This is a genomic window from Alphaproteobacteria bacterium, from assembly GCA_018063245.1.
Lineage (GTDB): Bacteria > Pseudomonadota > Alphaproteobacteria > JAGPBS01 > JAGPBS01 > JAGPBS01.
This window is the reverse complement of the sequence record JAGPBS010000001.1, coordinates 31,850-55,800: the sequence shown is the minus strand read 5'-3', so window position 1 is coordinate 55,800 and position 23,951 is coordinate 31,850. Positions and strand designations below refer to the sequence as shown.

At 41.2% G+C, this 23,951-nt stretch carries 22 protein-coding genes; 10 read left to right on the top strand and 12 right to left on the bottom strand.

All coding sequences use genetic code 11. The features are described from left to right. Window positions 1-30: 30 nt before the first annotated feature. Window positions 31-1,218: a sel1 repeat family protein gene (locus KBF71_00270; GenBank protein ID MBP9876754.1), complete on the top strand. Its 1,188-nt coding sequence runs from the start codon at window positions 31-33 to the stop codon at window positions 1,216-1,218. 9 nt (window positions 1,219-1,227) lie between these two features. Here KBF71_00270 and secB read toward each other — a convergent pair whose 3' ends face one another. Next, entirely contained in the window at window positions 1,228-1,779 is a 552-nt protein-coding gene (gene secB, locus KBF71_00265; protein MBP9876753.1) for a protein-export chaperone SecB, read from the bottom strand. 213 nt (window positions 1,780-1,992) lie between these two features. On the opposite strand from secB, the gene KBF71_00260 reads away from it, so the two are divergent. The 3 genes from KBF71_00260 (at window position 1,993) to KBF71_00250 (ending at window position 4,227) form a co-directional block, all read left to right on the top strand. After that, window positions 1,993-2,463 (top strand): MGMT family protein, encoded by a 471-nt coding sequence (locus KBF71_00260; protein ID MBP9876752.1) that lies wholly within the window; start codon window positions 1,993-1,995, stop codon window positions 2,461-2,463. A gap of 42 nt (window positions 2,464-2,505) precedes the next feature. Then, window positions 2,506-3,801 (top strand): tRNA (N(6)-L-threonylcarbamoyladenosine(37)-C(2))-methylthiotransferase MtaB, encoded by a 1,296-nt coding sequence (mtaB, locus tag KBF71_00255; GenBank protein ID MBP9876751.1) that lies wholly within the window; start codon window positions 2,506-2,508, stop codon window positions 3,799-3,801. Window positions 3,802-3,981: 180 nt separating this feature from the next. Next, window positions 3,982-4,227, top strand: coding sequence for a hypothetical protein (locus KBF71_00250; GenBank protein ID MBP9876750.1), 246 nt, complete (start codon window positions 3,982-3,984; stop codon window positions 4,225-4,227). Here the strand turns inward: KBF71_00250 and nrdR are convergent. From nrdR to rpiB, 3 genes are read right to left on the bottom strand one after another with little or no spacing between them, the layout of a single operon-like run. Beyond that, window positions 4,211-4,681, bottom strand: coding sequence for a transcriptional repressor NrdR (gene nrdR, locus KBF71_00245; GenBank protein MBP9876749.1), 471 nt, complete (start codon window positions 4,679-4,681; stop codon window positions 4,211-4,213). The genes KBF71_00250 and nrdR overlap by 17 nt on opposite strands. A 2-nt stretch (window positions 4,682-4,683) precedes the next feature. Beyond that, window positions 4,684-5,979 carry a serine hydroxymethyltransferase gene (locus KBF71_00240; protein MBP9876748.1) on the bottom strand — a complete coding sequence of 432 codons (1,296 nt, stop codon included), beginning with the start codon at window positions 5,977-5,979 and terminating at the stop codon, window positions 4,684-4,686. A gap of 48 nt (window positions 5,980-6,027) precedes the next feature. Then, complete coding sequence (gene rpiB, locus KBF71_00235) at window positions 6,028-6,489, bottom strand: ribose 5-phosphate isomerase B (GenBank protein ID MBP9876747.1); 462 nt, start codon at window positions 6,487-6,489, stop codon at window positions 6,028-6,030. Between the two features lie 227 nt (window positions 6,490-6,716). Between rpiB and KBF71_00230 the strand changes: the two genes are divergently transcribed. Further along, entirely contained in the window at window positions 6,717-7,151 is a 435-nt protein-coding gene (locus KBF71_00230) for a MucR family transcriptional regulator (GenBank protein ID MBP9876746.1), read from the top strand. Window positions 7,152-7,440: 289 nt separating this feature from the next. Here the strand turns inward: KBF71_00230 and recO are convergent, their stop codons facing one another. The 5 genes from recO to KBF71_00205 all read right to left on the bottom strand — a co-directional run bounded on the left by recO (window position 7,441) and on the right by KBF71_00205 (window position 13,391). Next, window positions 7,441-8,166 (bottom strand): DNA repair protein RecO, encoded by a 726-nt coding sequence (gene recO, locus KBF71_00225; protein ID MBP9876745.1) that lies wholly within the window; start codon window positions 8,164-8,166, stop codon window positions 7,441-7,443. Then, a complete protein-coding gene (locus KBF71_00220) occupies window positions 8,159-8,911 on the bottom strand; it encodes a TlyA family RNA methyltransferase (protein ID MBP9876744.1) in 753 nt (250 codons plus the stop codon). Before KBF71_00220 ends, recO begins: the two co-directional genes overlap by 8 nt. A 104-nt stretch (window positions 8,912-9,015) precedes the next feature. Continuing rightward, window positions 9,016-10,368, bottom strand: coding sequence for a globin-coupled sensor protein (locus KBF71_00215; GenBank protein ID MBP9876743.1), 1,353 nt, complete (start codon window positions 10,366-10,368; stop codon window positions 9,016-9,018). A 138-nt stretch (window positions 10,369-10,506) separates the two neighbouring features. Further along, the gene (locus KBF71_00210) at window positions 10,507-11,526 is read right to left on the bottom strand and encodes a ribonucleotide-diphosphate reductase subunit beta (GenBank protein ID MBP9876742.1); all 1,020 of its coding nucleotides are present in this window, start codon (window positions 11,524-11,526) and stop codon (window positions 10,507-10,509) included. 50 nt (window positions 11,527-11,576) lie between these two features. Further along, window positions 11,577-13,391 (bottom strand): ribonucleoside-diphosphate reductase subunit alpha, encoded by a 1,815-nt coding sequence (locus KBF71_00205; GenBank protein MBP9876741.1) that lies wholly within the window; start codon window positions 13,389-13,391, stop codon window positions 11,577-11,579. 305 nt (window positions 13,392-13,696) lie between these two features. On the opposite strand from KBF71_00205, the gene KBF71_00200 reads away from it, so the two are divergent. The 5 genes from KBF71_00200 to KBF71_00180 all read left to right on the top strand — a co-directional run bounded on the left by KBF71_00200 (window position 13,697) and on the right by KBF71_00180 (window position 19,346). After that, window positions 13,697-14,431 (top strand): TerC family protein, encoded by a 735-nt coding sequence (locus tag KBF71_00200; GenBank protein MBP9876740.1) that lies wholly within the window; start codon window positions 13,697-13,699, stop codon window positions 14,429-14,431. Between the two features lie 74 nt (window positions 14,432-14,505). Continuing rightward, entirely contained in the window at window positions 14,506-15,231 is a 726-nt protein-coding gene (locus KBF71_00195) for a hypothetical protein (protein ID MBP9876739.1), read from the top strand. A gap of 41 nt (window positions 15,232-15,272) precedes the next feature. Further along, the gene (locus KBF71_00190) at window positions 15,273-17,186 is read left to right on the top strand and encodes an SGNH/GDSL hydrolase family protein (protein ID MBP9876738.1); all 1,914 of its coding nucleotides are present in this window, start codon (window positions 15,273-15,275) and stop codon (window positions 17,184-17,186) included. A 32-nt stretch (window positions 17,187-17,218) separates the two neighbouring features. Next, entirely contained in the window at window positions 17,219-17,905 is a 687-nt protein-coding gene (locus KBF71_00185; protein ID MBP9876737.1) for a prolyl oligopeptidase family serine peptidase, read from the top strand. A 142-nt stretch (window positions 17,906-18,047) separates the two neighbouring features. Beyond that, entirely contained in the window at window positions 18,048-19,346 is a 1,299-nt protein-coding gene (locus KBF71_00180) for a hypothetical protein (GenBank protein ID MBP9876736.1), read from the top strand. A gap of 251 nt (window positions 19,347-19,597) precedes the next feature. On the opposite strand, the gene KBF71_00175 is transcribed toward KBF71_00180, so the two are convergent. The 3 genes from KBF71_00175 to KBF71_00165 all read right to left on the bottom strand — a co-directional run bounded on the left by KBF71_00175 (window position 19,598) and on the right by KBF71_00165 (window position 23,936). Continuing rightward, a complete protein-coding gene (locus KBF71_00175; GenBank protein ID MBP9876735.1) occupies window positions 19,598-21,733 on the bottom strand; it encodes an AMP-binding protein in 2,136 nt (711 codons plus the stop codon). After that, entirely contained in the window at window positions 21,726-23,036 is a 1,311-nt protein-coding gene (locus KBF71_00170) for an MFS transporter (protein MBP9876734.1), read from the bottom strand. Before KBF71_00170 ends, KBF71_00175 begins: the two co-directional genes overlap by 8 nt. A 120-nt stretch (window positions 23,037-23,156) precedes the next feature. After that, the gene (locus KBF71_00165) at window positions 23,157-23,936 is read right to left on the bottom strand and encodes a cytochrome c1 (GenBank protein MBP9876733.1); all 780 of its coding nucleotides are present in this window, start codon (window positions 23,934-23,936) and stop codon (window positions 23,157-23,159) included. Window positions 23,937-23,951: the final 15 nt, after the last annotated feature.

Below are 23,951 nucleotides of genomic sequence, written 5' to 3'. Positions count from 1 at the left end.
AAATCTATATTTGTAACTGAGAGTATTTTCATGTCAGGCATTCAATTTAATACCAACTCAAACACCCAAAATCTAACTCAAACTGATGAAAATATCAGTATTGAGAAGGCCACAAAAAGAAATATCGAATCCACTCAACCTTCAGTAAAGGTTGATATTAAAACCATCATGAGCCGAGACTCTGCAGCTAAACGCCTTAAGCATGAAAAAGACGGTGATTATTATTTTGACCTTTATGTCAATACAACAGACGATGCAAAAGCAAATGTGTATCTTCAAAAAGCAGCTAATCTAGAGCATCCCGAAGCTCTATACAATTTGGGGATTAAGCATTATGAAATTAATGATGATGCAAAACAGCTTACAAAAGCAATTCATTATCTTGAGATTTCTGCAGAGCTCAATTTTACCCCTGCAAAGGTCATCCTTGGCTTTATCTATAATACTGAACCAAGCATTAACTTAAACGCAGATATAAGAAATAGAATCATTGAGCTATGGACCGAGGCTGCAAAAGAAAATGACATGACTGCACAGCTTTATTTAGGTATTCATTACCGTAAAGGAGAGCTTGTCGGCAGGGATTTAGGCATAGCAAAAGACTACTTGGTTAAGGCTGCATCCCAAGGGAGTGCAGAGGCTCAATTTTATCTTGGAATGGTCCATATAGAGTTTCCTGAATTTGAAAATCCTAGAGAAACTGCATTTGAGTGTTTTCTAAATGCAGCACAGAAAGGCCACATCAAAGCAAATCATCAACTTGGTGTCATGTTTGAACTTGGCTTTGGTACAGAGATTAACATTCAAAAAGCAATAGCCTACTATCAAATTGCTGCTGATCATAATTTTAATCCATCCACACACAAATTGGGATGTATGTATCTCCATGGAATCAACACACCTGAAGATTATGATAAAGGAATGTTCTACTTAGAAAGAGCCTCTGACAATGGGCACGGTGAGTCTCAATTAGAGCTAGGCCTTGTTTATAAAGAAGAAAAAGAACTTGAAACAGCAATCGCTTATTTAACAAAAGCGACAGAACTATACGTAGAGGCTCAATTTGAGCTTGCTGAGATTTATGAAATGACAGGACCTCATCAAAACCTCACAAAAGCCTACTTTTGGTTTCAAGAAGCAGCAAAAAATGGCTACGAAGAAGCAGCGCAAAAGATGCTTCCCAAACGAATCGCTCCTCGGGCATCTAAATCGCTCTAACGCCCTGTATTAATTGATGGTTTTATTCTTAGGATTGTCTTCCGTTATCTTTTCAGCTGCCTGCATTTCTTGTTGCATTCTTTGTTGGTAAAGATGACCAAAATCTGGCGGTGCTAAGAAGAGAGGCGGAAAACCACCTTCTCTGGTTGTTTGTGCGATAATGGCTCTGCAGAATGGGAATAGAATATGTGGCCCTTCAATATGAACCAAGAAGTGCTTTTGTTGATCTGTAAGGCCTGTTGTTGTGAAAACACCAGCATAGGATAGCTCAATCACAAATGATGTTTTATTTTGCGTAACAGCTTCAGCCTTAAAAATCATTGTGATTTCTGTAAGCTTGTTTTTCGCCTCACCATCCGTTTTACCTTGAGATGCATCATCCGCAACGTCAAGATCATTAGCCGTTACATTAAATTCAATATTGATCTTTGGGGCTTCTTTGCTTGGCAATAGGCTGAAAGGCGCATTTGGATTTTCAAAAGAAAGATCCTTGATATATTGAGCATTGATAATAATTTGTGTTGGCGCCTGTTGTTTTGGAGCATCATTTGCTTTTGTCATTTTTGGATCCCTCGACTTGAATAAACATTGATGGTCCTATTAATACAATATTTAAACCACCCACGCCAGAATTTTATCACAAGCAAACAAAAAAAGTGTGAAGAGGCTAACAATGATGCTATTGTAAGTCACACCATATAAACGACGGAGACAATGATGACCTTTTTACACAGCCCTCTTGATACACTTTCAATTGATCTATCGCTCATTTCCATGCCTCACTTTAATATCTTAATTGGCGCTCAAGGTAAAAAGCTCTACTGGGCCAGTATCCATCGCAAAAATGAAATGCCTGATCCAAAATCAATCATCAAACTCAAAGCAAAATCTGTGACTTTCTCTGACATCAACAAAACGGATCCCTTTTGGACAGAGCAAATCAACACCTTTCTGACAGACAAGCCGATTGACTCTTCTATCCAATTTTGTGTGAATGGAACCGACTTTCAAGTGTCAATCTGGAAGGCTCTTCTTGATATCCCATACGGAAAAACCACAACTTATCAGCAAATAGCCACCCAAATTGGGCGCCCAAAAAGTGTGAGAGCGACAGGATCAGCCATTGGCAAAAATCCAATCTCACTTTTTATTCCATGCCACCGCGTGATTGGATCGAATAAAGGACTCTGTGGCTATGCCTGGGGACTTGATGTGAAACAACGCCTTCTTGACTGCGAAAAATAATCTCTTGCCTTTTACTTTTAATTTGTTTATTTTATGGATCTTATGTCAAAAGATGCTCTTCAAAAATCAGATGATTCTGTTCAACTTGTCACCTTCGGCTGTCGTCTCAACAGTTACGAATCTGAAGTGATGAAAAGTCATGCCACAACAGCTGGCCTTGAAAACACAATCATTATCAATACCTGCGCCGTGACTGCAGAGGCTGAAAGACAAGCAAGGCAATCGATCCGCAAAATGCGTCGCCAAAATCCTGATGCCAAAATCATTGTCACTGGCTGTGCCGTTCAGATTCGCCCAGAGCAATTTGCCGCTATGCCCGAGATTGACCTTTTGCTCGGCAATCATGAAAAAATGCTATTTGAATCCTATAAGCCACGTGTCGGCAATGATGTTGAACGCGTTCAAGTGACTGATATCATGACCATTCAAGAAACAGCTCATCAGCTGATTGAGGGTTTTGAAGAAAAATCTCGCGCCTTTTTACAGGTTCAAAATGGCTGCGATCATCGTTGCACCTTTTGTACAATCCCTTTTGGACGCGGCAATTCAAGATCAGTCCCGATCGGCGTTATTGCTGATCATGTCAAAAAACTCATCGACTCTGGGTATCAGGAAATTGTTTTCACCGGCGTTGACGTAACAGCTTACGGCGCTGATTTACCAGGCTCACCCACCTTTGGCCAGATGATCCGCCGTGTTCTAAACCAGAACCCTGGCCTTAAACGCCTGCGCCTTTCATCCCTTGATCCCGTTGAGATTGATGATGATCTTTGGGATTTGATTGCGCATGAAGAAAGACTCATGCCGCATCTCCATGTGAGCCTTCAGGCGGGTGACGACATGATTCTCAAGCGCATGAAACGTCGTCACTTAAGAGATGATGCCATCGAATTTTGCAAAAGAGCGAGAGCCGTTCGCCCAAATATTGTCTTTGGCGCTGATTTAATTGCTGGCTTTCCGACAGAAACAGATGAGATGTTTGAAAACACAATGCGCATCGTGGATGAATGTGATTTGACCTGGCTCCATGTTTTCCCTTATTCCCCGCGAGACGGAACGCCAGCTGCTCGCATGCCTCAAGTTGAATCAGTCATTCGCAAAGAAAGAGCTGCACGCCTCAGAGCCAAAGGTGAAGAGAAGGTCAAAGCTTATTTACAGAGCTGCGTTGGCCGTGAGACAGAGCTTTTGATTGAAAAAAACAGCATGGGCCGCAGCCCAGAGTTTGCTGAAGTTCATTTGGAGCCGCAAGAAGGCTCTGAATTGCAAATTGGTTCCGTTCAACGGGCAAAAATCACCCATTTTGATGGTGAAAAATTGTTTGGCGTGATACTAGGGTGAAAAATTAACTCCCTCCTCTTATACTAAGATTGTAAGCAATAGCACATTCGTCATTGCGAGGCGCTCCTTGTTGCGCCGTGGCAATCTCATCTCACTATACAAGATCGCCACGTCGCTATCGCTCCTCGCGATGACGTACTCAGAATAGGGAGACTTACACACCTAAAAAAGGAGAGAACCATGATACCGACAATTGAACTCAATCCACGTGAATATGGACTACCTCATTCAAGCGATTCAAGCTCTATTATTTTTGAAACAGCACAAGATAATGTTGATATGAATCACTCAGTTGAATTCAGATTATCTTTAGATGCGAGAACAATCGAGCGAGCCGTGAGCCCTCATATCAAATCCTTTCATCCGCTAGAAGATCCATCACAACAAATCTCAAGACGTAGGGCAAGCACTACAACAGCTGAGTAATCTCTTGTGGCTTTAGCTTCTGGACAAAACGGTTAAAGTCAGAAGGGTTTTGAAAGTCATGATAGACCGAGGCATAGCGCACATAACCAACTTGATCAAGTTCTGAGAGAGCATCCATGACCAATTGCCCAATCAGCTTTGTTGTGACATCTTGCTCAACATGCGTTTCAAGCTGTCTGATTAAACTATTCACCAAAAGCTCAATTTGATCCAACGAGACAGGTCTTTTGCGCAAGGCAATCTGGATAGAACGCGTAATTTTATCACGATCAAAAGCCTCTTTGACGCCATCATTCTTCATCACAGTCAGTTCGCGCAACTGCACCCGTTCAAAAGTCGTAAAACGACCAACGCATTTTGGACAGAAACGACGCCGGCGAATGGATGTTTGATCATCACTCGCCCGCGAATCTTTTACTTGCGTTTCTTCGTTGCCACAAAATGGACATCTCATGATTATACCATATCATAAATTGGAAAAGCATCGCACAAAGCTTGAACGCGCTGTTTGTAAGAGGTCAAATCAGACTCATTCACTGGCCCTTTTGACATTAAATCAATCACGCCGCAAATAATCTTGCCGATTTCTTCAAACTCAGCTTCTTTAAAGCCTCTGGTTGTGCCAGCTGGTGTCCCCAAACGAATGCCTGAGGTAATCATCGGCTTTTCTGTATCATACGGAATCCCATTTTTATTGCAAGCAATGCCGATTGACTCGAGCACTTTCTCTGCATCTTTACCGGTCACACCTTTGGGGCGCAAATCAACCAAAATCAAATGCGTGTCTGTACCGCCAGAGACAAGATTTAAACCACCCGCTTTAATCACATCGCTAAGCTTTTTCGCATTTTTCACAACTTGCTGTGCGTAGGTTTTGAAAGATGGCTGCAATGCCTCACCCAAAGCGACAGCTTTAGCTGCAATCACATGCATTAAAGGACCGCCTTGAAGACCAGGGAATACAGCAGAATTGATCTTTTTACCAAGCTCAACATCGCGGCTTAGAATCATCCCTCCGCGTGGGCCACGTAAGGTTTTATGCGTTGTTGTTGTGACGATATGCGCATAATCAAGGGGATTTGGATGTGCACCACCCGCAACAAGACCAGCAAAGTGAGCCATATCAACCCATAAGTAGGCTCCGATTTTATCCGCAATCTCGCGGAATTTTTTAAAGTCAATCGTACGTGGATAAGCTGAACCACCTGTAATAATAAGCTTAGGGCGATGCTCTAAAGCTAAAGCTTCAACTTCATCAAAATCGATCAGATGTGTATCAGGCTTTACCATGTAAGGAATTGGCTTGAACCATTTTCCTGATAGATTCACAGGAGATCCGTGCGTTAAGTGTCCCCCTGCATTCAAAGAAAGGCCCATGAAAGAATCTCCAGGCTCAAGCAAAGCGAGCATCACAGCTTGGTTTGCTTGCGCTCCTGAATGAGGCTGCACATTGGCAAAGTCGCAACCGAACAACTCGCATGCGCGCTCAATGGCGAGTGTTTCCGCCTCATCAACAACTTCACACCCACCATAATAACGACGGTTTGGATAACCTTCGGCATATTTATTGGTAAGGACAGATCCTTGCGCTGCCATCACTGCTGCTGAGGTGTAATTCTCAGAGGCAATCATTTCAATTTGATTTTGCTGTCTTGCATTTTCTTTTTTGATGATCGCTGCAATCGCTGGATCACTTGTTGCAAGCTGCTGCTGAAAAAAGGAGGAAGCCTCTGTGTGATTCTGTGTACTCATCTGATCTTTCCTTGCTAAATTATGTGTTGCACTCATAATAATCTCCCTCTATTTATTCGTTAAATGATTTAATTTATCAACGCGCCCCTGATGACGCCCACCTTCAAAAGACGCGGACATAAAAGCCAAGATCATGTCAATAGCTGTTTGAATCCCTGTTGTTCTGGCGCCCATCACAAGAACATTTGCATCATTATGCTGTCTTGCAAGCCTTGCTGTGGTCACGTCATGACACAAAGCAGCCCTCATATGTGAAAAACGATTCGCAGCCATTGAAACGCCAATGCCCGATCCGCAAATCAAAAGGCCTAATGCATTGGGTACATTTTTCATTTTTTCAGCTAAAGTGACAGCAACATCGGGATAATCAACAGAAGTGGTTTCAAAAACCCCAAGATCAACAAAGGTGACATCTTTTAATGAAGAAGAGCTGCGTAATTGAGCCTTAAACTCAACACCAGCATGGTCATTTGCAACTAAAATCTGACGTATTTCTGCTTGATCACCCATCAATAATAAACCTTTTTAAAACTTCAAGATAGCTTACATCAATTTGATCCATCCGCCAAGAGATTAAATCATTTTTGATCACTGATAGAACTGGTGAAAAGTTAATTATTTATTAAAAAAAATACTTGACATATATATAAAATGTTAATATATTTACGGCATGCAAAGTTATTTTACTCTGTATTGATTAAAACCATTCGTTTAAGGAATTTAAAAGGAGTTCGAGAATGACAGATAACCAAAATCGTGATTTTTCAGATATTTTATTAATTACATCTGATATTGTTAGCGCATATGTTGCAAACCACCAGGTTTCTCCTGAGAGCATTCCTGAGATCGTAAACATTGTTTTCCAAAGCTTGAAAGCAATTCGTTCAGGTTCGCACGTTGCACCTGAAGGCAAACAGCCTGCAGTTCCGATTGCAAAATCAGTAACACCAGACTACATCATTTGCCTTGAAGACGGCAAACAACTTAAAATGCTTAAGCGTCACCTGCGTTCAGCTTACAACATGAGCCCAGAAGAGTATCGTCGTCGTTGGAATCTTCCACCGAACTACCCAATGGTTGCACCAAACTACGCTGAAGTTCGTTCACGTTATGCACGCGACCTCGGTCTCGGCAAAAACGGTGGTCGTAAGAAAAAAGTTGTAACAGCGTAATAAACACTATTTAGGAAAACCCCAGATTTATGATCTGGGGTTTTTTTCATATCAAATTCATTCACTTTCTATAAAATTTTCTCGCATTAAAAGCATCGTAACATTAGAATCCGTCATTCAGAGCCACCTCCATAAGAGGTGGCGTGGAATCTCTGCAAAGTCTCAAAAAGATGCACCCATTTGTTAACGCCAAGAGACTCCACGCCCTCCTAAGGAGGGCTCTGAGTGACGACTTGTCAATACTGCAACTGATACTTCTAATCACCGCTTTAAATGTGCTATTTAATGCCTATTGCTTAGTATGACACATCTGCACAAATTGACTACGCGCAAATGGCTCGCCACTATAGAGATGCGTAAAGATATGCTCTCCTAAAAAATAACCCGTCAGCCTTAAACCATCTATCAAATCCTCTTCATGATAGGCCCCTCCTTTTTGCAAAAAGGGCGGCAGAAGCAATAGCTTTTCTTTATAAGGCTCACCATCAGCTCTACAAACAGCACGTGCTGTTTTGGGGCTCACATAAATCAAATCATCCTCACGCTGACAAACCGTGCACCTTTCTAAGTCCAAACCAAATCCAAGCGCATGGAGCAAACTCTTTTCAAAATGAACGTAAAGAGCTGGCCAAAAATCTTCTGTTTCCATCAAAAGCAAGAAGGCCTTAAGCCCTTCATAAATCTGCGGGAATGGAAAACGCTCTGACAGGCAAGAATGCGCAAGCGCGCAGACAGAATTAAGCGCCATCAATTTTAAAGGCTCATCGTAATATTTCACGCCGTAATTGGTAATCATCTCAACGCGGAAAAATCCCAATTGCTCCTCAAGTCTTCCCTGCCAGAAAACATCAACCAAATTCCCTGGCTGATAGAGACCCTTGTCTTTCTTGGATAAAGCGCCTTTGACATAACCAGGATGGCGCCCTTTTTCTTTTGTGAGAATCGATAAGATGGCTGATGATTCGCCGTGTGGCTTCACATTGAGTAATATGCCTTGATCTTCCCAATCACTCATGACGCATCTGCTCCTTTTTTTGTGCCCAAATCAAAAACTCCACATTTCCCTCAGGACCTGTTATTGGGCTCTCTTTTAAACCGAGCACTTCCCAACCAGACTCCGCGAGCCACGCTGCAATTCGATCACAGACCTCTTTGTGAACGAGCGGATCACGCACCACACCCTTTTTTCCAATCTGATCGCGCGCTGCCTCGAACTGGGGCTTAATGAGAGCGATCATATCACAATTAAGGGGCGCCATATCCATAATGGCAGGCAAAACCTTTGTCAAACTAATAAAACTTGCATCACACACAATCAGCGTAAAAAGCCCCGGGATCTGCTCAGCGCTTAAGTAGCGTGCATTTGTTTTTTCAAGAACAATCACGCGTGGATCTTGACGTAATTTAAAAGCAAGTTGATTATGGCCAACATCCACTACATAGACAGATTTCGCCCCATGATGTAACAAAACATCTGTAAAACCACCGGTTGAGGCGCCAATATCGACCGCAATTCGATGTGATGGGTCAATCTTGAAATGAGATAGCCCTGACTCAAGCTTCATACCGCCGCGTGAGACCCAGGGATGTTCTTTCCCTTTTACGATAAAGTCTGTTTCTTCAGGGAAAGTTTGACCAGACTTTAGAACAACCTGATCTCCAACAAATATTTTCTGAGCCATGATCAATGACTGAGCCATTTGTCTGCTTGGCACAAGGGCTTTTTCAACCAATAAAACATCAACTCTTTTTTTAGCCATCGTCACACTTTCTTTTCTGAGAAAACAGTCCACCATCATCCCACAGGCCAAACAAAAAAGTCAACACCCAGGTGCTGACTTTTAAGGTAGAACCGATGCTTACACTAAGCAGCTGTCCGAATTTTATTCAAGAAAGCATCAACATCCTGATTTAACTCATCAGCTTGTGAGAGGAGTTCTTTTGAGGAATTAACCAACTCACGTGCCCCTTGTTCTGTTTCATGTGTCGCACGATTCATGCTTTCAACACTTTGTGAAACCTCAGATGTACCCTGTGATGCTTGCTGAACATTGCGAGCAATCTCACCTGTTGCAGAACTTTGCTCTTCAACTGAAGCTGCAATACTGCCTGAAATTTCGCTAATCTGAGCAATCGTATCTGCAATATTCCGAATTTGAACAGCGGCTTCCTCAGACACTTTTTGGATGTTTAAAATCTGCTCATTAATTTCATCTGTTGATTTTGCCGTTTGATTGGCAAGTGACTTCACTTCATTCGCAACAACTGCGAATCCTTTACCTGCCTCACCTGCACGTGCAGCTTCAATCGTTGCATTCAGTGCAAGGAGATTTGTTTGATCTGCAATGTCATTAATAATCCCAACAACTTCACCAATTTTCTGAGCAGCTTCAACAAGACCAGACACTGTCTCATTTGTCTGACGCGCAACATCACTTGCATTCTTTGTCATTTGGTTCGATTGCTGCACTTGACGTGAGATTTCCTGAATTGATGCTGACAGTTCTTCTGCTGCCGCTGAGACGGTTTGAACATTTGAAGAAGCTTGTGTTGATGCAGCTGCCGCTGTTGATGATTGTTGATTTACAAGATCAGTGTTTCTCACCATCACCTCTGAATGATTCTGAACGGATGTTGCAGAACTAATGACATTATCAACAACTTTTTTGACCGATCCTTCAAATTCTGACCCAAGTTGATTCAATAAATTTTTTCGATCATCTGCCTGCGCTTCTAGGTAAACTGAAATTGCAAAATCCATATCAAGCATAAGCGCTTTATTAATCGCATCAGCGGTCCGAATAATGTTTTCTTGCGCTTTTTTATGGCTCCACCCCTTTTGATAATATTTCACAGCCTCAGCAATCAGACCTATGCCGATAAAATTATAGCCCCCAATATACCATCTTGGTTCAAGTCCCAAACGATTATGGGTCATCCCGATTTTTGTAACAGATTCAACGTATGAGTCATCAAAAGTCCCATTCAGAATATTCATCCAATGGTCAATCTGCTTTTGTTTTGCATAATTTATACGGTCTTGACTACCAAACATTTTTGCTAAATCAGACCATCCACTAATATGAGCATAAAAACCATCTAAAATCGGACCCAATGCCCTGGCTGCAATTGGCTTAAATTCTCTTAATGTACTCCGCACACCGTCATTAATGCCCAAAAAATCTAAACGTTTTTGAATATCATTATTTTGTGTCATTGGCTTTTCCCTTCATCACTCTAGGACAACGCATTATGAAACAAAAATAGCACAGAAATGATTGCAGAATAATTAAGTCAAAAAACAACCGCCATCCTGTAAGATGGCGGTGCCGTCATTTTAAAATGGTATTTGATATTACTGAACGAGAACAGCAAAAGCATCTTCCCAAGACCCTTGGGTTGCAGCTTTCGTATATTCTGTTGCTCTATTTTCAAAGAAGTTCGCATGCTCGATACCATTGAGCATTTCATCCATCCATGGCAAAGGATTTTTCTTAGCACCATAGATTGGCTCAAGACCCAACTGATCCAAGCGACGATCCGCAATGTAACGAATATAATCTTTTACTTCTTGTGCATTCAACCCTTGAACTTCACCAAATTCAAATGCCAAATCAATAAAGGCATCTTCATGTTCAATAATCGTACGGCAAGCTGTATACAAATCATCTTGTAATTTGGGCGTCCAAATATCTGGATTCTCATACACAAATGTCTTGAAAAGGCGAATGATAGAGTGGGTGTGTAATGTTTCATCACGCACAGACCATGTCACAATTTGCCCCATCCCCTTCATTTTATTAAAACGTGGGAAGTTCATCAAAATCGCAAATGATGCAAAAAGTTGAAGACCTTCTGTAAAAGCACCAAAAACAGCGAGTGTTTTTGCAATTTCGTGTGGATTTTCTACAGAAAATTCATGCATATAATCATACTTGTCTTTCATTTCCTTGTATTTCAAGAAAGAAGAATACTCAATTTCAGGCATTCCCACTGTATCAAGCAAATGAGAATAAGCAGCAACGTGGATTGTTTCCATATTTGAAAAAGCGGCGAGCATCATTTGAATCTCTGTTGGCATAAAGACTTTTGAATAATGCTTCATATAGCAGTTATTGACTTCAACGTCAGCTTGTGTAAAGAAACGGAAAATCTGAGTCAGAAGATTTTTCTCAATCGGTGTTAGATTTTTTTGCCAATCTTTTACATCGTCTGCCAAAGGCACTTCTTCAGGAAGCCAATGAATTCGTTGCTGCATCATCCAAGCCTCATAAGCCCATGGGTAATAAAATGGCTTATAAACAGGATTCGGGGTCATTAAGCGGCAAGCGCCTGATCCAACTTCAATCTGATCTTCATTTTTTGGGGCTGACATCAATATCTCCTCAGTTCATTTAATTGTATGTTAAAATAATCGCTTTCGCCTTATTGACAAGCAAGGCACTCTTCGTAATCTTTCAATTCCACTTTCGGCGCCTCTTGCTGAGCTTTCCCTAGATTACTAGAGCTTTTTGATTCAGCACGTTGAATGGATTGAGATCTCACATAATAGAGAGACTTTACACCTCTTTTCCAGGCCATCATATGAATCTGGTGCAAATCTCTTTTATGAATATTTGCAGGCATGAAAAGATTCAATGACTGTGCCTGACAAATATGCGGCGTCCGATCCGCAGCCAAATCAATCAGCCATCTTTGATCAAGCTCAAAGGCGGTCTTAAAGACAGACTTTTCATCATCAGACAGAAAATCTAAATGTTGAACAGATCCACCAGTTGTTGTGATTGAAGACCATGTGTCTTCATTATCCTCACCCTTCTCGGCCAGTAATTTTTTCAAATACTTATTACGGACAGGGAACGATCCTGACAAAGTTTTATGCGTAAAGGCATTTGCTGCATTTGGCTCGATTCCTGGTGATGTTCCGCCACAAATAATTGAGATTGATGCCGTTGGCGCAATCGCGATTTTATTTGAGAATCTTTCATCATATCCATATTGAGCAGCATCTGGACAAGCACCTTTTTCTTCTGCTAAAAGCTGCGATGCATCATTGGCTTGCTTACGAATGTGAGCAAAAATTCGGTTATTCCAAGCTTTTGCCATCGCAGATTCAAAAGGGATATTTTTGGATTGTAAAAATGAGTGGAAACCCATCACGCCCAATCCAACAGATCTCTCACGCTCAGCTGCATATTTCGCTGCAGACATGGCATCAGGTGCTTTTTTAATGAAGTCTGATAAAACATTATCTAAGAAACGCATTGTATCTTCAATGAAAGTTGGATGGTCTTTCCATTCTTCGAATGTTTCTAAATTGAGTGATGATAAACAGCAAACAGCTGTTCTCTTTTTCCCATAGGGATCAATACCCGTTGGCAATGTAATTTCACTGCACAAGTTTGACATTTTCACATTCAGACCAGCTATCTTGTGATGCTCTGGTATTGCACGATTCACATGATCAATAAAGAGCATGTAAGGCTCGCCTGTCTCAACACGCGCTGTTAATATACGAATCCACAAATCACGTGCACTGATTTTACGAATCACAGAATGATCTTTCGGACTCAAGAGCGCCCATTCTTCATCATTTTCAACAGCTCTCATAAAGGCATCTGAAAGAACAATACCATGGTGCAGATTCAATGCTTTTCGATTTGGATCGCCCCCTGTTGGACGCCTCATCTCAACAAATTCTTCAATTTCAGGATGCCACACTGGTAAATAGCAAGCAGCCGATCCACGGCGCAAACTCCCTTGGCTAATTGCCAAAGTCAAACTATCCATCACGCGAATGAAAGGAATAATACCAGATGTCTTTCCATTGCCTCTGACTGTTTCACCAATTGAGCGTAAATTCCCCCAATAGCTGCCGATACCGCCACCAAGTGAGGCAAGCCAAACATTCTCATTCCATAAATCAACAATGCCTTTCAAGCTATCGTCTGCTTCATTCAAAAAGCATGAGATTGGCAAACCACGCTCTGTTCCCCCATTACTGAGGACTGGCGTTGCCGGCATAAACCAAAAACGACTAATATAGTCATAAAGACGCTGAGCATGTTCACTATTGTCAGCATAAGCAAGCGCAACACGAGCAAACAAATCCTGAAAAGACTCACCCGGCATTAAATAACGATCAATCAGCGTTGCTTTTCCGAATTCTGTTAAAAGTGCATCACGTGACGGATCTTTCCTTAGTCTTGCGCCTTTTTTTGTTTGTGCAATATCAAACATCCCTGTCATTGTCTCGTCTGCCATCATTCCCTCAATTTCTTCTTTTCATCTCTATAGACACTATATATTGTGATCATTCTTAAAATGATATACTACATATCGTGGTATCGTCATCTCTTTTTTTTCGTAAGCGTGCAATTTTTTTCATTGACAGATGCATTATTTTCTCAACCAAAAATCGAATCAAAAAGTAAAGTTTTGTTAAATATTCTTCTCTTCCCCACCTAATAAAAATAGGGCAAACTAAATCTGCCAGAAAAATGGGACTGAGGCAAGGGTTGATTTAACAAAACGAGGAATGACAGATGGATTTTTTATTTGACGCCAATATATGGGCAAGTTTTTTAACCCTCAGCTTCCTTGAAATTGTTTTAGGGATTGATAATATTATTTTTATTGCCCTTGTCATTCAGCATTTGCCCGCAGAAGATCGCCGAAAAGCCCGCCTTATTGGTCTGTCTCTTGCTTTGATTATGCGTATCATCATGCTCATGGGCATTGGGTGGGTGATGGAACATCAAGCGCCTCTTTTTTCAGTTTTGGATATGCATTTCTCAGCCCGCGATTTGTTAATGTTAGCTGGTGGTCTTTTCCTCATTAGCAAAGCAACGACAAGCCTTCATGAAGAAATCACAAAACAGCACGATCAAGACCTCAGAAAATTCAAGGGTGGTATGATGAGCACAATATTTCAAATCATTATCATTGATCTTGTCTTTTCATTTGATTCTGTCGCAACGGCGATTGGTCTTACCAATAATATCGGCATCATTATTGTTGCAATGACGGTTGCCATGTTTTTCATGGTTTTTGCATCAAGCTCAATTGCTCACTTTATTGATAAGTACCCGACCTTAAAAATTCTAGCCATTGCCTTTGTTTTGATGATTGGATTCTTACTTGTGATTGATGCCTTCAGCCTTAAGATTCCAAAAGCCTATCTCTATTTTGCGATGGGCTTCTCGCTTGCGGTCGAGACAATCAATATTCTCACAGGTCGCCGAACAAAAAAACCCACCCCCGCAAAACGAAAAAAATAAAATTGCATTCAGGGTGAACATTTCGTAAAAAGAGAATACCAAATAACAAATAAAATCAATAAAGGAGTTCTTCTATGTCTTTTTCTAAATCTCTTCTTCTCAGTGTTTCACTCATTGCCTTTAGCCCTTTAGCAAGCTATGCAGGCCCTGCTCAATTTATGGGCGATGCTGAGCTTAAAAATCAAACATTTCAAGAGGCTGTCACTTCTATGGGTCGCTTGAAAATTGACAAAAGCAAACTGGCACAATCACTCACATCTATGGGTGATGCAGATATTAAAGACTCAGAATTACAAGATGGAACCTTTAACGGTAAAACAGAAGTTGAAAAGTCAAGTTTTACTGGCTCTTTTACAAGCAATGGCGACACTGAACTTGAATCAGTCTCAATTACAAAACAAACGACCATAAACGGCAACACAAAGATTAAAAAATCAACTTTTGGTGACACCGTGACAGCTTCAGGTGAATTTGACGCTGAAGATTCAACCTTCAAAGCAATCATTGCTGAAGTTGAAAAAATGGAACTGAGCAATTGTAAAGCAGAATCGATTCTGATCAAAAAAAGTACTGATGCCACAAAACAGCAAATTGTTGAGCTAAAAGGCAAAACAGATATCACAGGTTCAATCACTTTTGAAAGCGGCAATGGTAAAGTTGTGATTAAAGATAAAACCGTAAAGACAGGCGAAATCAAAGGCGTTGCAACAAGTTCTCCAGCGGCAGCAAAGACAACACCAGCTGACACAAAACCTGCTTCTGCTGAAAACACAACAGCAAATCCTGCAAAAGGACAATAGCCTTAGAGTTGATTCCTGATTCTACGATTAAGGAGAGAAAGATGGTCTATGTAAGATTCTATCTGGTGTTTTTTTTCGCCCTTATCATCGCCATGACATCACACAATGCAATGGCTGGTTTTGACAGAATGATCGTCTTTGGAGACTCCCTCTCCGATACAGGAAATGTGAAGCCCGTTGATCAAGACAAAAGATGGAGCGGGCGCTTTACCAATGGACCTATCTATATTGATCATTTGAAAAGCTCCCTCAATATGTCAAATGAACAAGTTCTCAATTATGCTTTTGGTGGCGCTCTCACAGGACCTCATGCAAGTTTTGGTGCCCTTTTAAAATCTCCAGTACCAATGCTGACTCAACAAATTGGACTCTTTACCAATGAGCATGATCCTAAATCAACAGATCTCATCCTTTTATATGCAGGCGCAAATGATTATCTAAGCCTCTTCCAAAATCCTCGATTTTATCAACTCATGGCAACATCAAAAAGTCCTGAGGCGATTCAAGACTTCGCCTCTAAATTTCGCTCTCACGTAACAGAATCTGTTCAAAACATATCACAAGGTATGGAAACACTTTTAAATGCGGGCGCAGATTCTCTCTTAATTGCCAACTTACCTGATTTTTCAAAAACACCCATTATCAAAAGAATCTCAGAACTCTTCCCAAACTTAACACAAAAAGAAGTCGATAATCTCAAGCGAATCATGAGACAATTTTCTGTCAGCCATAATCAGGCGCTCTCGGCTTCCGTTGCAACACTCAGAGAAAATTTAGGCCCCGAACAAGGCATTGAAATTGTGGATATTTTTTCAAGCATTGAGGCGATGCTCGCTGATCCTGAGCACTATGGCTTTTCAAACACAACGGATGCTCTCAATCGTCAAGATGGCAAAATTGATGGCGCTTGGTTTTATGCAGATGATGTCCATCCATCAGCGGCCGTTCATTATTATCTTTCTCAAAAAGCTTTTGAAGAAGCTAAAAAATTGAGTAAAAACGATACGTTTCTTCCTCTGATGGATCAACTTGAAGCGCAAACAAAAAGCCTTGTTCTATCACCCATTCAGCAAAAGCGGCTCTCTCGAAGTCTTGATGGAAAAGGACTGCGCAGGCAATCTCCTTCGGTGACTCAAAAATCAATTTATGCACAGTTAAATCAGAATGATTCAACGCAAAATACTCTCTTGATCAGCGCGCAATCAACAGCCCTTGAAAAACCCCTCTCCTTTCAAGAGCGTGAAAAACACAAAGGATCCAAATCGCTTGATGCGCACCGGGTTCATCTGAACTATCAATTGAATAATACATTTTCCATCGGTGCCTTTACGCATATTGCGGATTCAAATCTCTCATCTTCAACCTCTCTGTCCCATCAAGAAGTCGGCATCTCGGGATCTATCGATTATCTATCAAAGGCCAAAACCACACATTATCTTGATTGGGGACTCAGCCTCGGCAGGCAATCTTACGGCAAGGATTCAAGCTCGCATCGGGGACAGAGTCAAAATATCTTTATTGAAATGGGATCACTGATGACAAATGGACATTTTCTTTATGGCCCTCTTGTTGAGTTTTCATCTCATCATCATGATCGCTTGAATAGTGGATCCTGTTCATCTCTTACTGAAAAAAATCAAAGCTACAAGAAAGAAGCATACAGTCTTGGCGGACAGTTTTTCTTACCATCTCAAAAAACACACCTTGGTTTTTTGAGCCATCATCTAAAATTAGGCCTCACGCACAGCACTGCAGAAAGTCAACATGCCTATCAGTTTGATCGCAGCCGTGCCTCCTTTAAAAATCAATCTCAGAATCAATTTGTGAACATGCATTATGAAGCTGATCTCGCCTTTGAAAAAATAGGAGGTTTGTTTTTCAATCTTGATTTTTCTGACAATAAAGCGCATTCTCGTGAGAAGCAAATTCAAGTCCATTACGCACTTGAATTCTAGACAATCAGAGGTGTTTTATGTCTCCTATCCAAATGCAAAATGTAAAAGCACTGCCAACATTAGATGGCCCTATCCTTGAACCTCAATCAAGTGATATCCGGCATATGGTCATTTTCCTGCACGGTTACGGCGCTGATGGTCAGGATCTCATTTCCCTTTCAGAATCTTTCAAAGAGCATGCGTTCTGGAAAGATTGTCTTTTTGCTTCACCAGATGCGCCTTTTCCTTTTGAACTCGCTCCTTTTGGCCGCCAGTGGTTTTCACTCCAAAAAAGAGACTTTGAGAATATGTTTCAAGGGGCTCAGATTGCAGCGCCTGTCCTCGATAAGTACATTGATGAAATGCTTGAAACCTACGATCTCAAAAGCAACGATCTTATTCTTGTTGGCTTTTCTCAGGGCACCATGATGGCCTTGCACACAGCACTTCGTCGCAAAGAGCCGCTTGGCGGCATCGTTGGATTTTCCGGTTCATTCCTCCATAGGCCTGAATTCGGCTCAGAAATCATCTCTAAAACACCAACGCTCCTGATTCATGGGCAAGATGATTCCGTTGTGCCTTTCAGTGAACTCTCAAAAGCCAAGGATAGCTTAACTGGCCTTGGCATTCCAACTGAAACACTCAGCTGCCCTCAATTAGACCACGGCATTTCATATGAAGGCATCGTCAAGGCCTCACAATTTCTGGATAAGAGATTTAAACCTGCTGTGAAGAAGTAACTGATCTGGCGAATTCTATTCACAGCAGGTTTATGAATCTATTCTGCAAAATTGTTTCAATATTGATTGCAAATACAATTGAGTTGGTGCATTCTTTGCAAAATATATTTTATAGACCTCTTATAACTTGAAAGATACAGACATGACACATTTAAATCCACTAAAAGAACTCAGTTCAACCGCTGGACTCCAAGAGCAAAGGACACACTCAATTCAAGCAGTCGTAGGAAAGCAAATCCCTAAATTATCTGACATTGCTTTTACATATCAATTGGGTGAGTTCAATAAGTTACCACTTGCTGAAAGAGTGGGAACCATTCAAAACACTCTATTGACATTGGATATCAAGATGAGGCTCCTTCAACCAACAATAGAGCAAAAACTGAGAGAAGCTCAGACATTTGATGCTTTTCTCCCTCTTTTTCAAGAAATCAAAATGCTCTGTTCGACAGAGGCTGTCTTTGATGCTGACATCTTCAATTCTTACATGAAACCAATCATTCAAAAAGTGGCAGAAAATAGAATGCCATTCATGAAATTGGAAGATTTTCTTTCAAAAACAGTGGCTCATTCTAAAGATATCACCCTCTACGAAATGTTCGGGCTCTGGTATCTCTTCGAGATCCAAAATCAAGAAGAGCTTTCTGTCATGTTCCAAAAGCAGACTTTTATCACGCAGATCAAAATCTTTTATAAAATGAATACTACGGGCACAGAAGTACTTGCAGGTTTTCTTAAAGTGAATAAAACGCTCACAAATCTTGAGCTTGAAGACAATTCAGTTGGAGATGAAGGCGCACAGGTGCTTGCTGATGCCCTCAAAGAGAACCGAACGCTGACAAGCCTTTATCTTGGACTTAACGAAGTTAAAGCTGAAGGGGCACGAACCCTAGCTGAGGCTCTGAAAGAAAACGAGACCCTGAAAAGATTTGAACTTGTAATGAATAATATTGGGCACGAAGGCGCAATATTGTTTGCTGACGCTCTTAAAATAAACAAGACACTGACAAGCTTTGAAATTGTATCTGCTCAAATGAGAGACGAAGATGCAAGAGTATTTGCTGATGCCCTCAAAGAGAACGAAACATTAACAAGCTTTCATCTTAATGCTAACGAAATTGGAGATAAAGGTGCAAAAGCTCTTGCAAAGGCTCTTGATATGAACGAGACGCTTACAAGTCTTCATCTTGGGTTTAACCAAATTGGAGATAAAGGCGCAAAAGCCCTTGCTTATGCCCTTACCATGAACACGACGCTGACAAGTCTTGATCTTGGGTGCAACAAAATTGGAGATAAAGGCGCAAAAGCTTTTGCTGAGGCTCTCAAAGTGAACAGGACGCTGACAAGCCTTAATCTTGGGTTTAACCAAATTGGAGTTGACATAAAACAGCTTTGGCAAGAAATGAGAGCCTTGTATCCAACAAGAGACTTTCAGTTTTAGTTTTTTGATTATTTCATAAGGTGGCCTTGAGGATGCTTAAGGACGGCACATAAAAATTTTGAGAGAATAAACTTGGAAGTGATAATAAACGTTAGAAGATATTGAGAAGCCGTCATTGCGAGGAAGCCGGAGGCTGACGTGGCAATCTTCTTTCTTAATTACAATGAGATTGCCACGCCCTAAAGGGCTCGCAATGACGAATATTAACCGTCTCTCATTCATTTTCAAGCAGAAGCCGTAGCCAAAAAAGCCTAGAGAGACACCAATTTCTGCAAGGCGACATAATCAACTTTACCAGTCGCCAGAATCGGCATCTTCTCAAGATATTTAACAACTCTTGGCACAGAAAGCTCTGTAATCCCATTTTGTTTTGCAAAAAGACTGATCTCTTCGCGATTCACGCCAACATAATTTGTCAAAAGAACCAAAGCCTCACCCTTTTTCTCATCAGGGACCGCGACCACAGCATGTTGATATTGGGGCCATAGGTCTGCAATAAATTTTTCAACAGCTGTCAGTGAAATCATCTCACCAGCAATTTTTGAAAAACGCTTTGCTCTGCCTTTAATGGATATAAATCCCTCTTCATCAAAATCAACAATATCACCTGTGTCATACCATCCATCTTTCGGCGGCACAATCACACCAGGCTCATCATGCAATAAATATCCCTTCATCACATTTGGGCCTTTTACAAAGAGACGCCCTCCTGCCTCAACGCCTGGTACTTTTTCAATCCGATAGTCAATTGATGGCAAAAGCCGGCCCACTGTTGTTGGCTTATTATGCATTGGTGTATTTGTTGACAAAGCAGGTGCCGTTTCCGTTGCGCCATAGCCTTCAAAAATACGCACGCCATATTTTTCAGACCAAACTTTACGTGTCTCCTCCTTCAGCTTTTCAGCGCCGGCAAAAACATAGCGAATGGAATAAAAATCATAAGGGTGCGCATATTTGGCATAGCCTGACAAAAATGTATCGGTCCCAAACATGATCGTTGCATTGCGATCATAAACCAATTCCGGAATAATTCGATAATGCAAAGGGGATGGATAAAAAAATGTTTTAATGCCCGCAAGAAGCGGCAGAAGAGTTCCGCCCGTAAGGCCAAATGAATGGAAGATCGGCAAAGCATTAAAAACAATATCCGTTGGACCAAAATCAACGCGCGATGCGAGCTGAAAGCGATTGGCTTGGATATTCTCGTGCGAGAGAACAACCCCTTTAGGCACGCCCTCCGAGCCTGAGGTAAAAAGAACAACGGCTGCATCTTTTGAATCAAGACGTCTCTGCTTTTTGTAAAAGAAAAGAGGCACATATGACTTCACAAAGCCTGTCATCCGCGCCAATAAAGAAATTGAATCGCGCAGATCTTCTAAATACTGAATAATAATGCCTTTTGCCTCTAAAGCCTCAACCAACGGCTCTAACTCACCTGTTGCAATAAAACGCCTTGATGTAACCACTGTTTTGATTTTTGCGACTTCAACCGCCAGGGTCAGATTGTGGGCACCTACTGAGAAATTCAACATGGAAGGAACGCGTCCATAGGCATGAAGTCCAAAAAAAGCAATCACTGAACTGATCATATTTGGTAACAATAGACCAACTATTTCATCTTTCTGAGTAAATCGAACAAAGGCCTTTCCCAGAATAAAACTACGCGCAACAAATTGACCGTAAGTGATAGGATGACGCAAGATATCTTCCATAATATAATGGTCTCGACCATGAATAGACATCATGTCAATGATCGAATGAAAAAGTGTCTTTTGGTAATCAGAGCTCTCAAAATACATCTCGCTCATCACATCATAAAGTTTCACGCCTGAAGCATGGCGTCTTTCTCGACCCATCATATCCTTTTCCACATTCAAAACACGGGGCGGTAAAATATGAATCGTAATCTTCGGGAAAAGACGAATGCGTACCTTTCCCTTTAATCGTGAAAAAGGACTATATTGCGCTCCTTCAATCCGAATCGGCAATATTTGAGCGCCGGATTTATCAGCAATCATCGCAGGTCCTTCATAGATCTTCATGAGTGATCCCGTCACTGTGATTCTACCCTCTGGAAAAATCACACAGATTTCATCTTGCTGCAGCGCATGAATCACATCTTTGGTAGCCATAGGATTGGTCGGATCAAGGGCAAAATATCTCACAAAAGAAAGAGCGCGTTTAAAGAGCCAATGATCCGCAATAAAGCTATTCACAACAAACATGGGCTTGCCAGGTAAATACAAAGCAATGGCAATCGCGTCGATAAAAGATAGGTGATTCACAACAACCAAGACACGCTTACCTGCTTTGACATAATTTTCAATGCCTATCACTTTGATACGAAAAAAAACAGTAAAGAACAATTTCAAAACAGATTTAAGCATGCTTTCTCTCCCGCCTTACAATATGCTGAACAACAAAAAAGACGCCAACATTGAACAGACCGACAAGAAACAAAATTTCAACAGCTGATAAATTGAGTGCATAGAGTCCCACCGTTCCAACGCTTCCTATAACCATAAAGAGAGCATTGAAAACATTATTTGCACCAACAACACGCGCCATATGAGCCTGATTTGAGCGATGCTGCATGATTGCATAAAGAGGAACAATATAAATCCCTCCACAGATCGCAAGGCCAATCAGACCCAATAAAATCAGATAGGCCGGAAAGCCAAATCTTAGAAAATCAAAAAGCATCAAGATTGGCTGCTCTACGTAAGTATGCTTATAGAAGTGACTCCCGAGCGTAAACAAAAAGATGAACAAAGTCATCCCAAGCGCGCCATAGGGGACCATCTTTCCATCAATTTTACCATCGAGCAAACGATTACAAAGCAATGAACCAATGCCAATCCCTAAAGAAAAAATGGTCAGCAACAGAGTCACAATCACTTCATCCGCATGCAACACATCTTTCACATAAATCGGAAACTGACTTAAAAAAACAATGCCAACAAGCCAAAACCATGAAATGCCTATGATCGAATAAAAAACCGTTTTTGTCTCACGAGAATAAGCAATTATCTGCATTGTTCCAGTGACAATATTCCACGAAAATGGAGTCGATTTTACGACTTGCCGTTTTTTTGCAAGGGGCATTGAATAGCTTGTGATCAAACCAATTGTAGCAAACAAAATCAACGTAATGGCAATCGCCTCACGCCCAAAACTGCCCATCACCAGAAGGCCGCCAAAGATTGTCCCCAACAGAATCGCTAAAAAAGTACCGCCTTCAATAAAGGCATTACCTGCAATAAGCTCGTTATCTTTAAGCTGCTCTGGTAAAAGACTATATTTGATTGGACCAAAAAGAGTGGCCTGCACACCCAAAAAGAATAAGACAATTAAAAGCCCTGTCACCGTCTTAAAATAAAAACAGGCTGCTGCTAAAATCATCAAGATTATTTCTGCGTATTTCAAATAGCGCGTTAAAATAGCCTTATCAAATCGATCCGCCAGTTGTCCCGCAATAGATGAAAATAAAAAGAATGGTACAATAAAAAGAGCCGCTGCGATATTCACCATCACAGGCGCACTGATTGTAGAATATTGAACAAGGTCATACGTAAACCAGATCAAAAAAGCGTTCTTAAATGCATTGTCATTGAAAGCCGTCAAAAACTGAACAATAAAAAGAGGTAAAAACCTTCTTGTTTTTAACAGGCTAAACTGGCTAACAGACATGAACGACTCTTTCTCTAATACCAGATAAAAACACTATAAGAGAAAAGCGCAGTGTCCTTTATCTACACAAAAGACTGAACAAGACCTCCGAGATATTTGGAATGACCAAATCCTCAAAATCTATTCAACATCTTTCCAGATTTTCTTTTTCACAAAATACATCATGATAGCAAAAATAGCCAAGAATATAATTGTCTTGATTCCCATCTGTTTACGCGCTTCCATGTTTGGATCAGATGCCCAAGCAAGAAAAGCGACAACGTCACTTGATTCTTGTTCTAAAGTTGCTGGCGTCCCATCTGCATAACTCACGCTATTATCCATAAGCATTTGTGGCATTGCAATCTGATGGCCTGGGAAATAAACATTATAATGCATACCATCAGCAACAGTGACACCTTCTGGTGGTTCTGCATAACCAACCAAAATACCATGTAGGTAGTCAGCACCACCTTCTCTGGCTTTCACCATAAGTGACAAATCTGGTGGCAAAGCACCATTGTTTGCAGCTCTGGCTTGCTTCTCATTTTTAAAAGGAGCAACAAATTTATCGGCAGGAATTGCAGGGCGCTCAAACATTTCGCCTTCATCATTTGGGCCATCCGTCACTTGGTACTGTGCAGCAATGGCTTTCACTTGTGCTTCTGTATACCCCAAATCGGTCAAATTACGGTAATGCACGTGATTCATTGAATGGCAAGTGGCACAAACCTCTTTATAGACCTGAAAACCTCGCTGAAGCGCACCACGGTCATAGGTGCCAAAAATGCCATCTTGTTTCCAATAATGTTTTGGAGGCTCTAAAGTCCCTTCAGTTGACCCAAAAGACACACTTGAGACAAAGGTTAACATCAAAGCTGTTGTCAGTGTTTTAGCAAAAGGTAAAATCAATTGTTTCATTCTAATCTCCTCAGC

Coding starts and splice junctions, on each gene's coding strand:
- KBF71_00270 (MBP9876754.1), top strand. CDS start 31: ATGTCAGGCATTCAATTTAATACCAACTCAAACACCCAAAATCTAACT.
- secB (MBP9876753.1), bottom strand. CDS start 1,779: ATGACAAAAGCAAATGATGCTCCAAAACAACAGGCGCCAACACAAATT.
- KBF71_00260 (MBP9876752.1), top strand. CDS start 1,993: ATGCCTCACTTTAATATCTTAATTGGCGCTCAAGGTAAAAAGCTCTAC.
- mtaB (MBP9876751.1), top strand. CDS start 2,506: ATGTCAAAAGATGCTCTTCAAAAATCAGATGATTCTGTTCAACTTGTC.
- KBF71_00250 (MBP9876750.1), top strand. CDS start 3,982: ATGATACCGACAATTGAACTCAATCCACGTGAATATGGACTACCTCAT.
- nrdR (MBP9876749.1), bottom strand. CDS start 4,681: ATGAGATGTCCATTTTGTGGCAACGAAGAAACGCAAGTAAAAGATTCG.
- KBF71_00240 (MBP9876748.1), bottom strand. CDS start 5,979: ATGAGTACACAGAATCACACAGAGGCTTCCTCCTTTTTTCAGCAGCAG.
- rpiB (MBP9876747.1), bottom strand. CDS start 6,489: ATGGGTGATCAAGCAGAAATACGTCAGATTTTAGTTGCAAATGACCAT.
- KBF71_00230 (MBP9876746.1), top strand. CDS start 6,717: ATGACAGATAACCAAAATCGTGATTTTTCAGATATTTTATTAATTACA.
- recO (MBP9876745.1), bottom strand. CDS start 8,166: ATGAGTGATTGGGAAGATCAAGGCATATTACTCAATGTGAAGCCACAC.
- KBF71_00220 (MBP9876744.1), bottom strand. CDS start 8,911: ATGGCTAAAAAAAGAGTTGATGTTTTATTGGTTGAAAAAGCCCTTGTG.
- KBF71_00215 (MBP9876743.1), bottom strand. CDS start 10,368: ATGACACAAAATAATGATATTCAAAAACGTTTAGATTTTTTGGGCATT.
- KBF71_00210 (MBP9876742.1), bottom strand. CDS start 11,526: ATGTCAGCCCCAAAAAATGAAGATCAGATTGAAGTTGGATCAGGCGCT.
- KBF71_00205 (MBP9876741.1), bottom strand. CDS start 13,391: ATGTTTGATATTGCACAAACAAAAAAAGGCGCAAGACTAAGGAAAGAT.
- KBF71_00200 (MBP9876740.1), top strand. CDS start 13,697: ATGGATTTTTTATTTGACGCCAATATATGGGCAAGTTTTTTAACCCTC.
- KBF71_00195 (MBP9876739.1), top strand. CDS start 14,506: ATGTCTTTTTCTAAATCTCTTCTTCTCAGTGTTTCACTCATTGCCTTT.
- KBF71_00190 (MBP9876738.1), top strand. CDS start 15,273: ATGGTCTATGTAAGATTCTATCTGGTGTTTTTTTTCGCCCTTATCATC.
- KBF71_00185 (MBP9876737.1), top strand. CDS start 17,219: ATGCAAAATGTAAAAGCACTGCCAACATTAGATGGCCCTATCCTTGAA.
- KBF71_00180 (MBP9876736.1), top strand. CDS start 18,048: ATGACACATTTAAATCCACTAAAAGAACTCAGTTCAACCGCTGGACTC.
- KBF71_00175 (MBP9876735.1), bottom strand. CDS start 21,733: ATGCTTAAATCTGTTTTGAAATTGTTCTTTACTGTTTTTTTTCGTATC.
- KBF71_00170 (MBP9876734.1), bottom strand. CDS start 23,036: ATGTCTGTTAGCCAGTTTAGCCTGTTAAAAACAAGAAGGTTTTTACCT.
- KBF71_00165 (MBP9876733.1), bottom strand. CDS start 23,936: ATGAAACAATTGATTTTACCTTTTGCTAAAACACTGACAACAGCTTTG.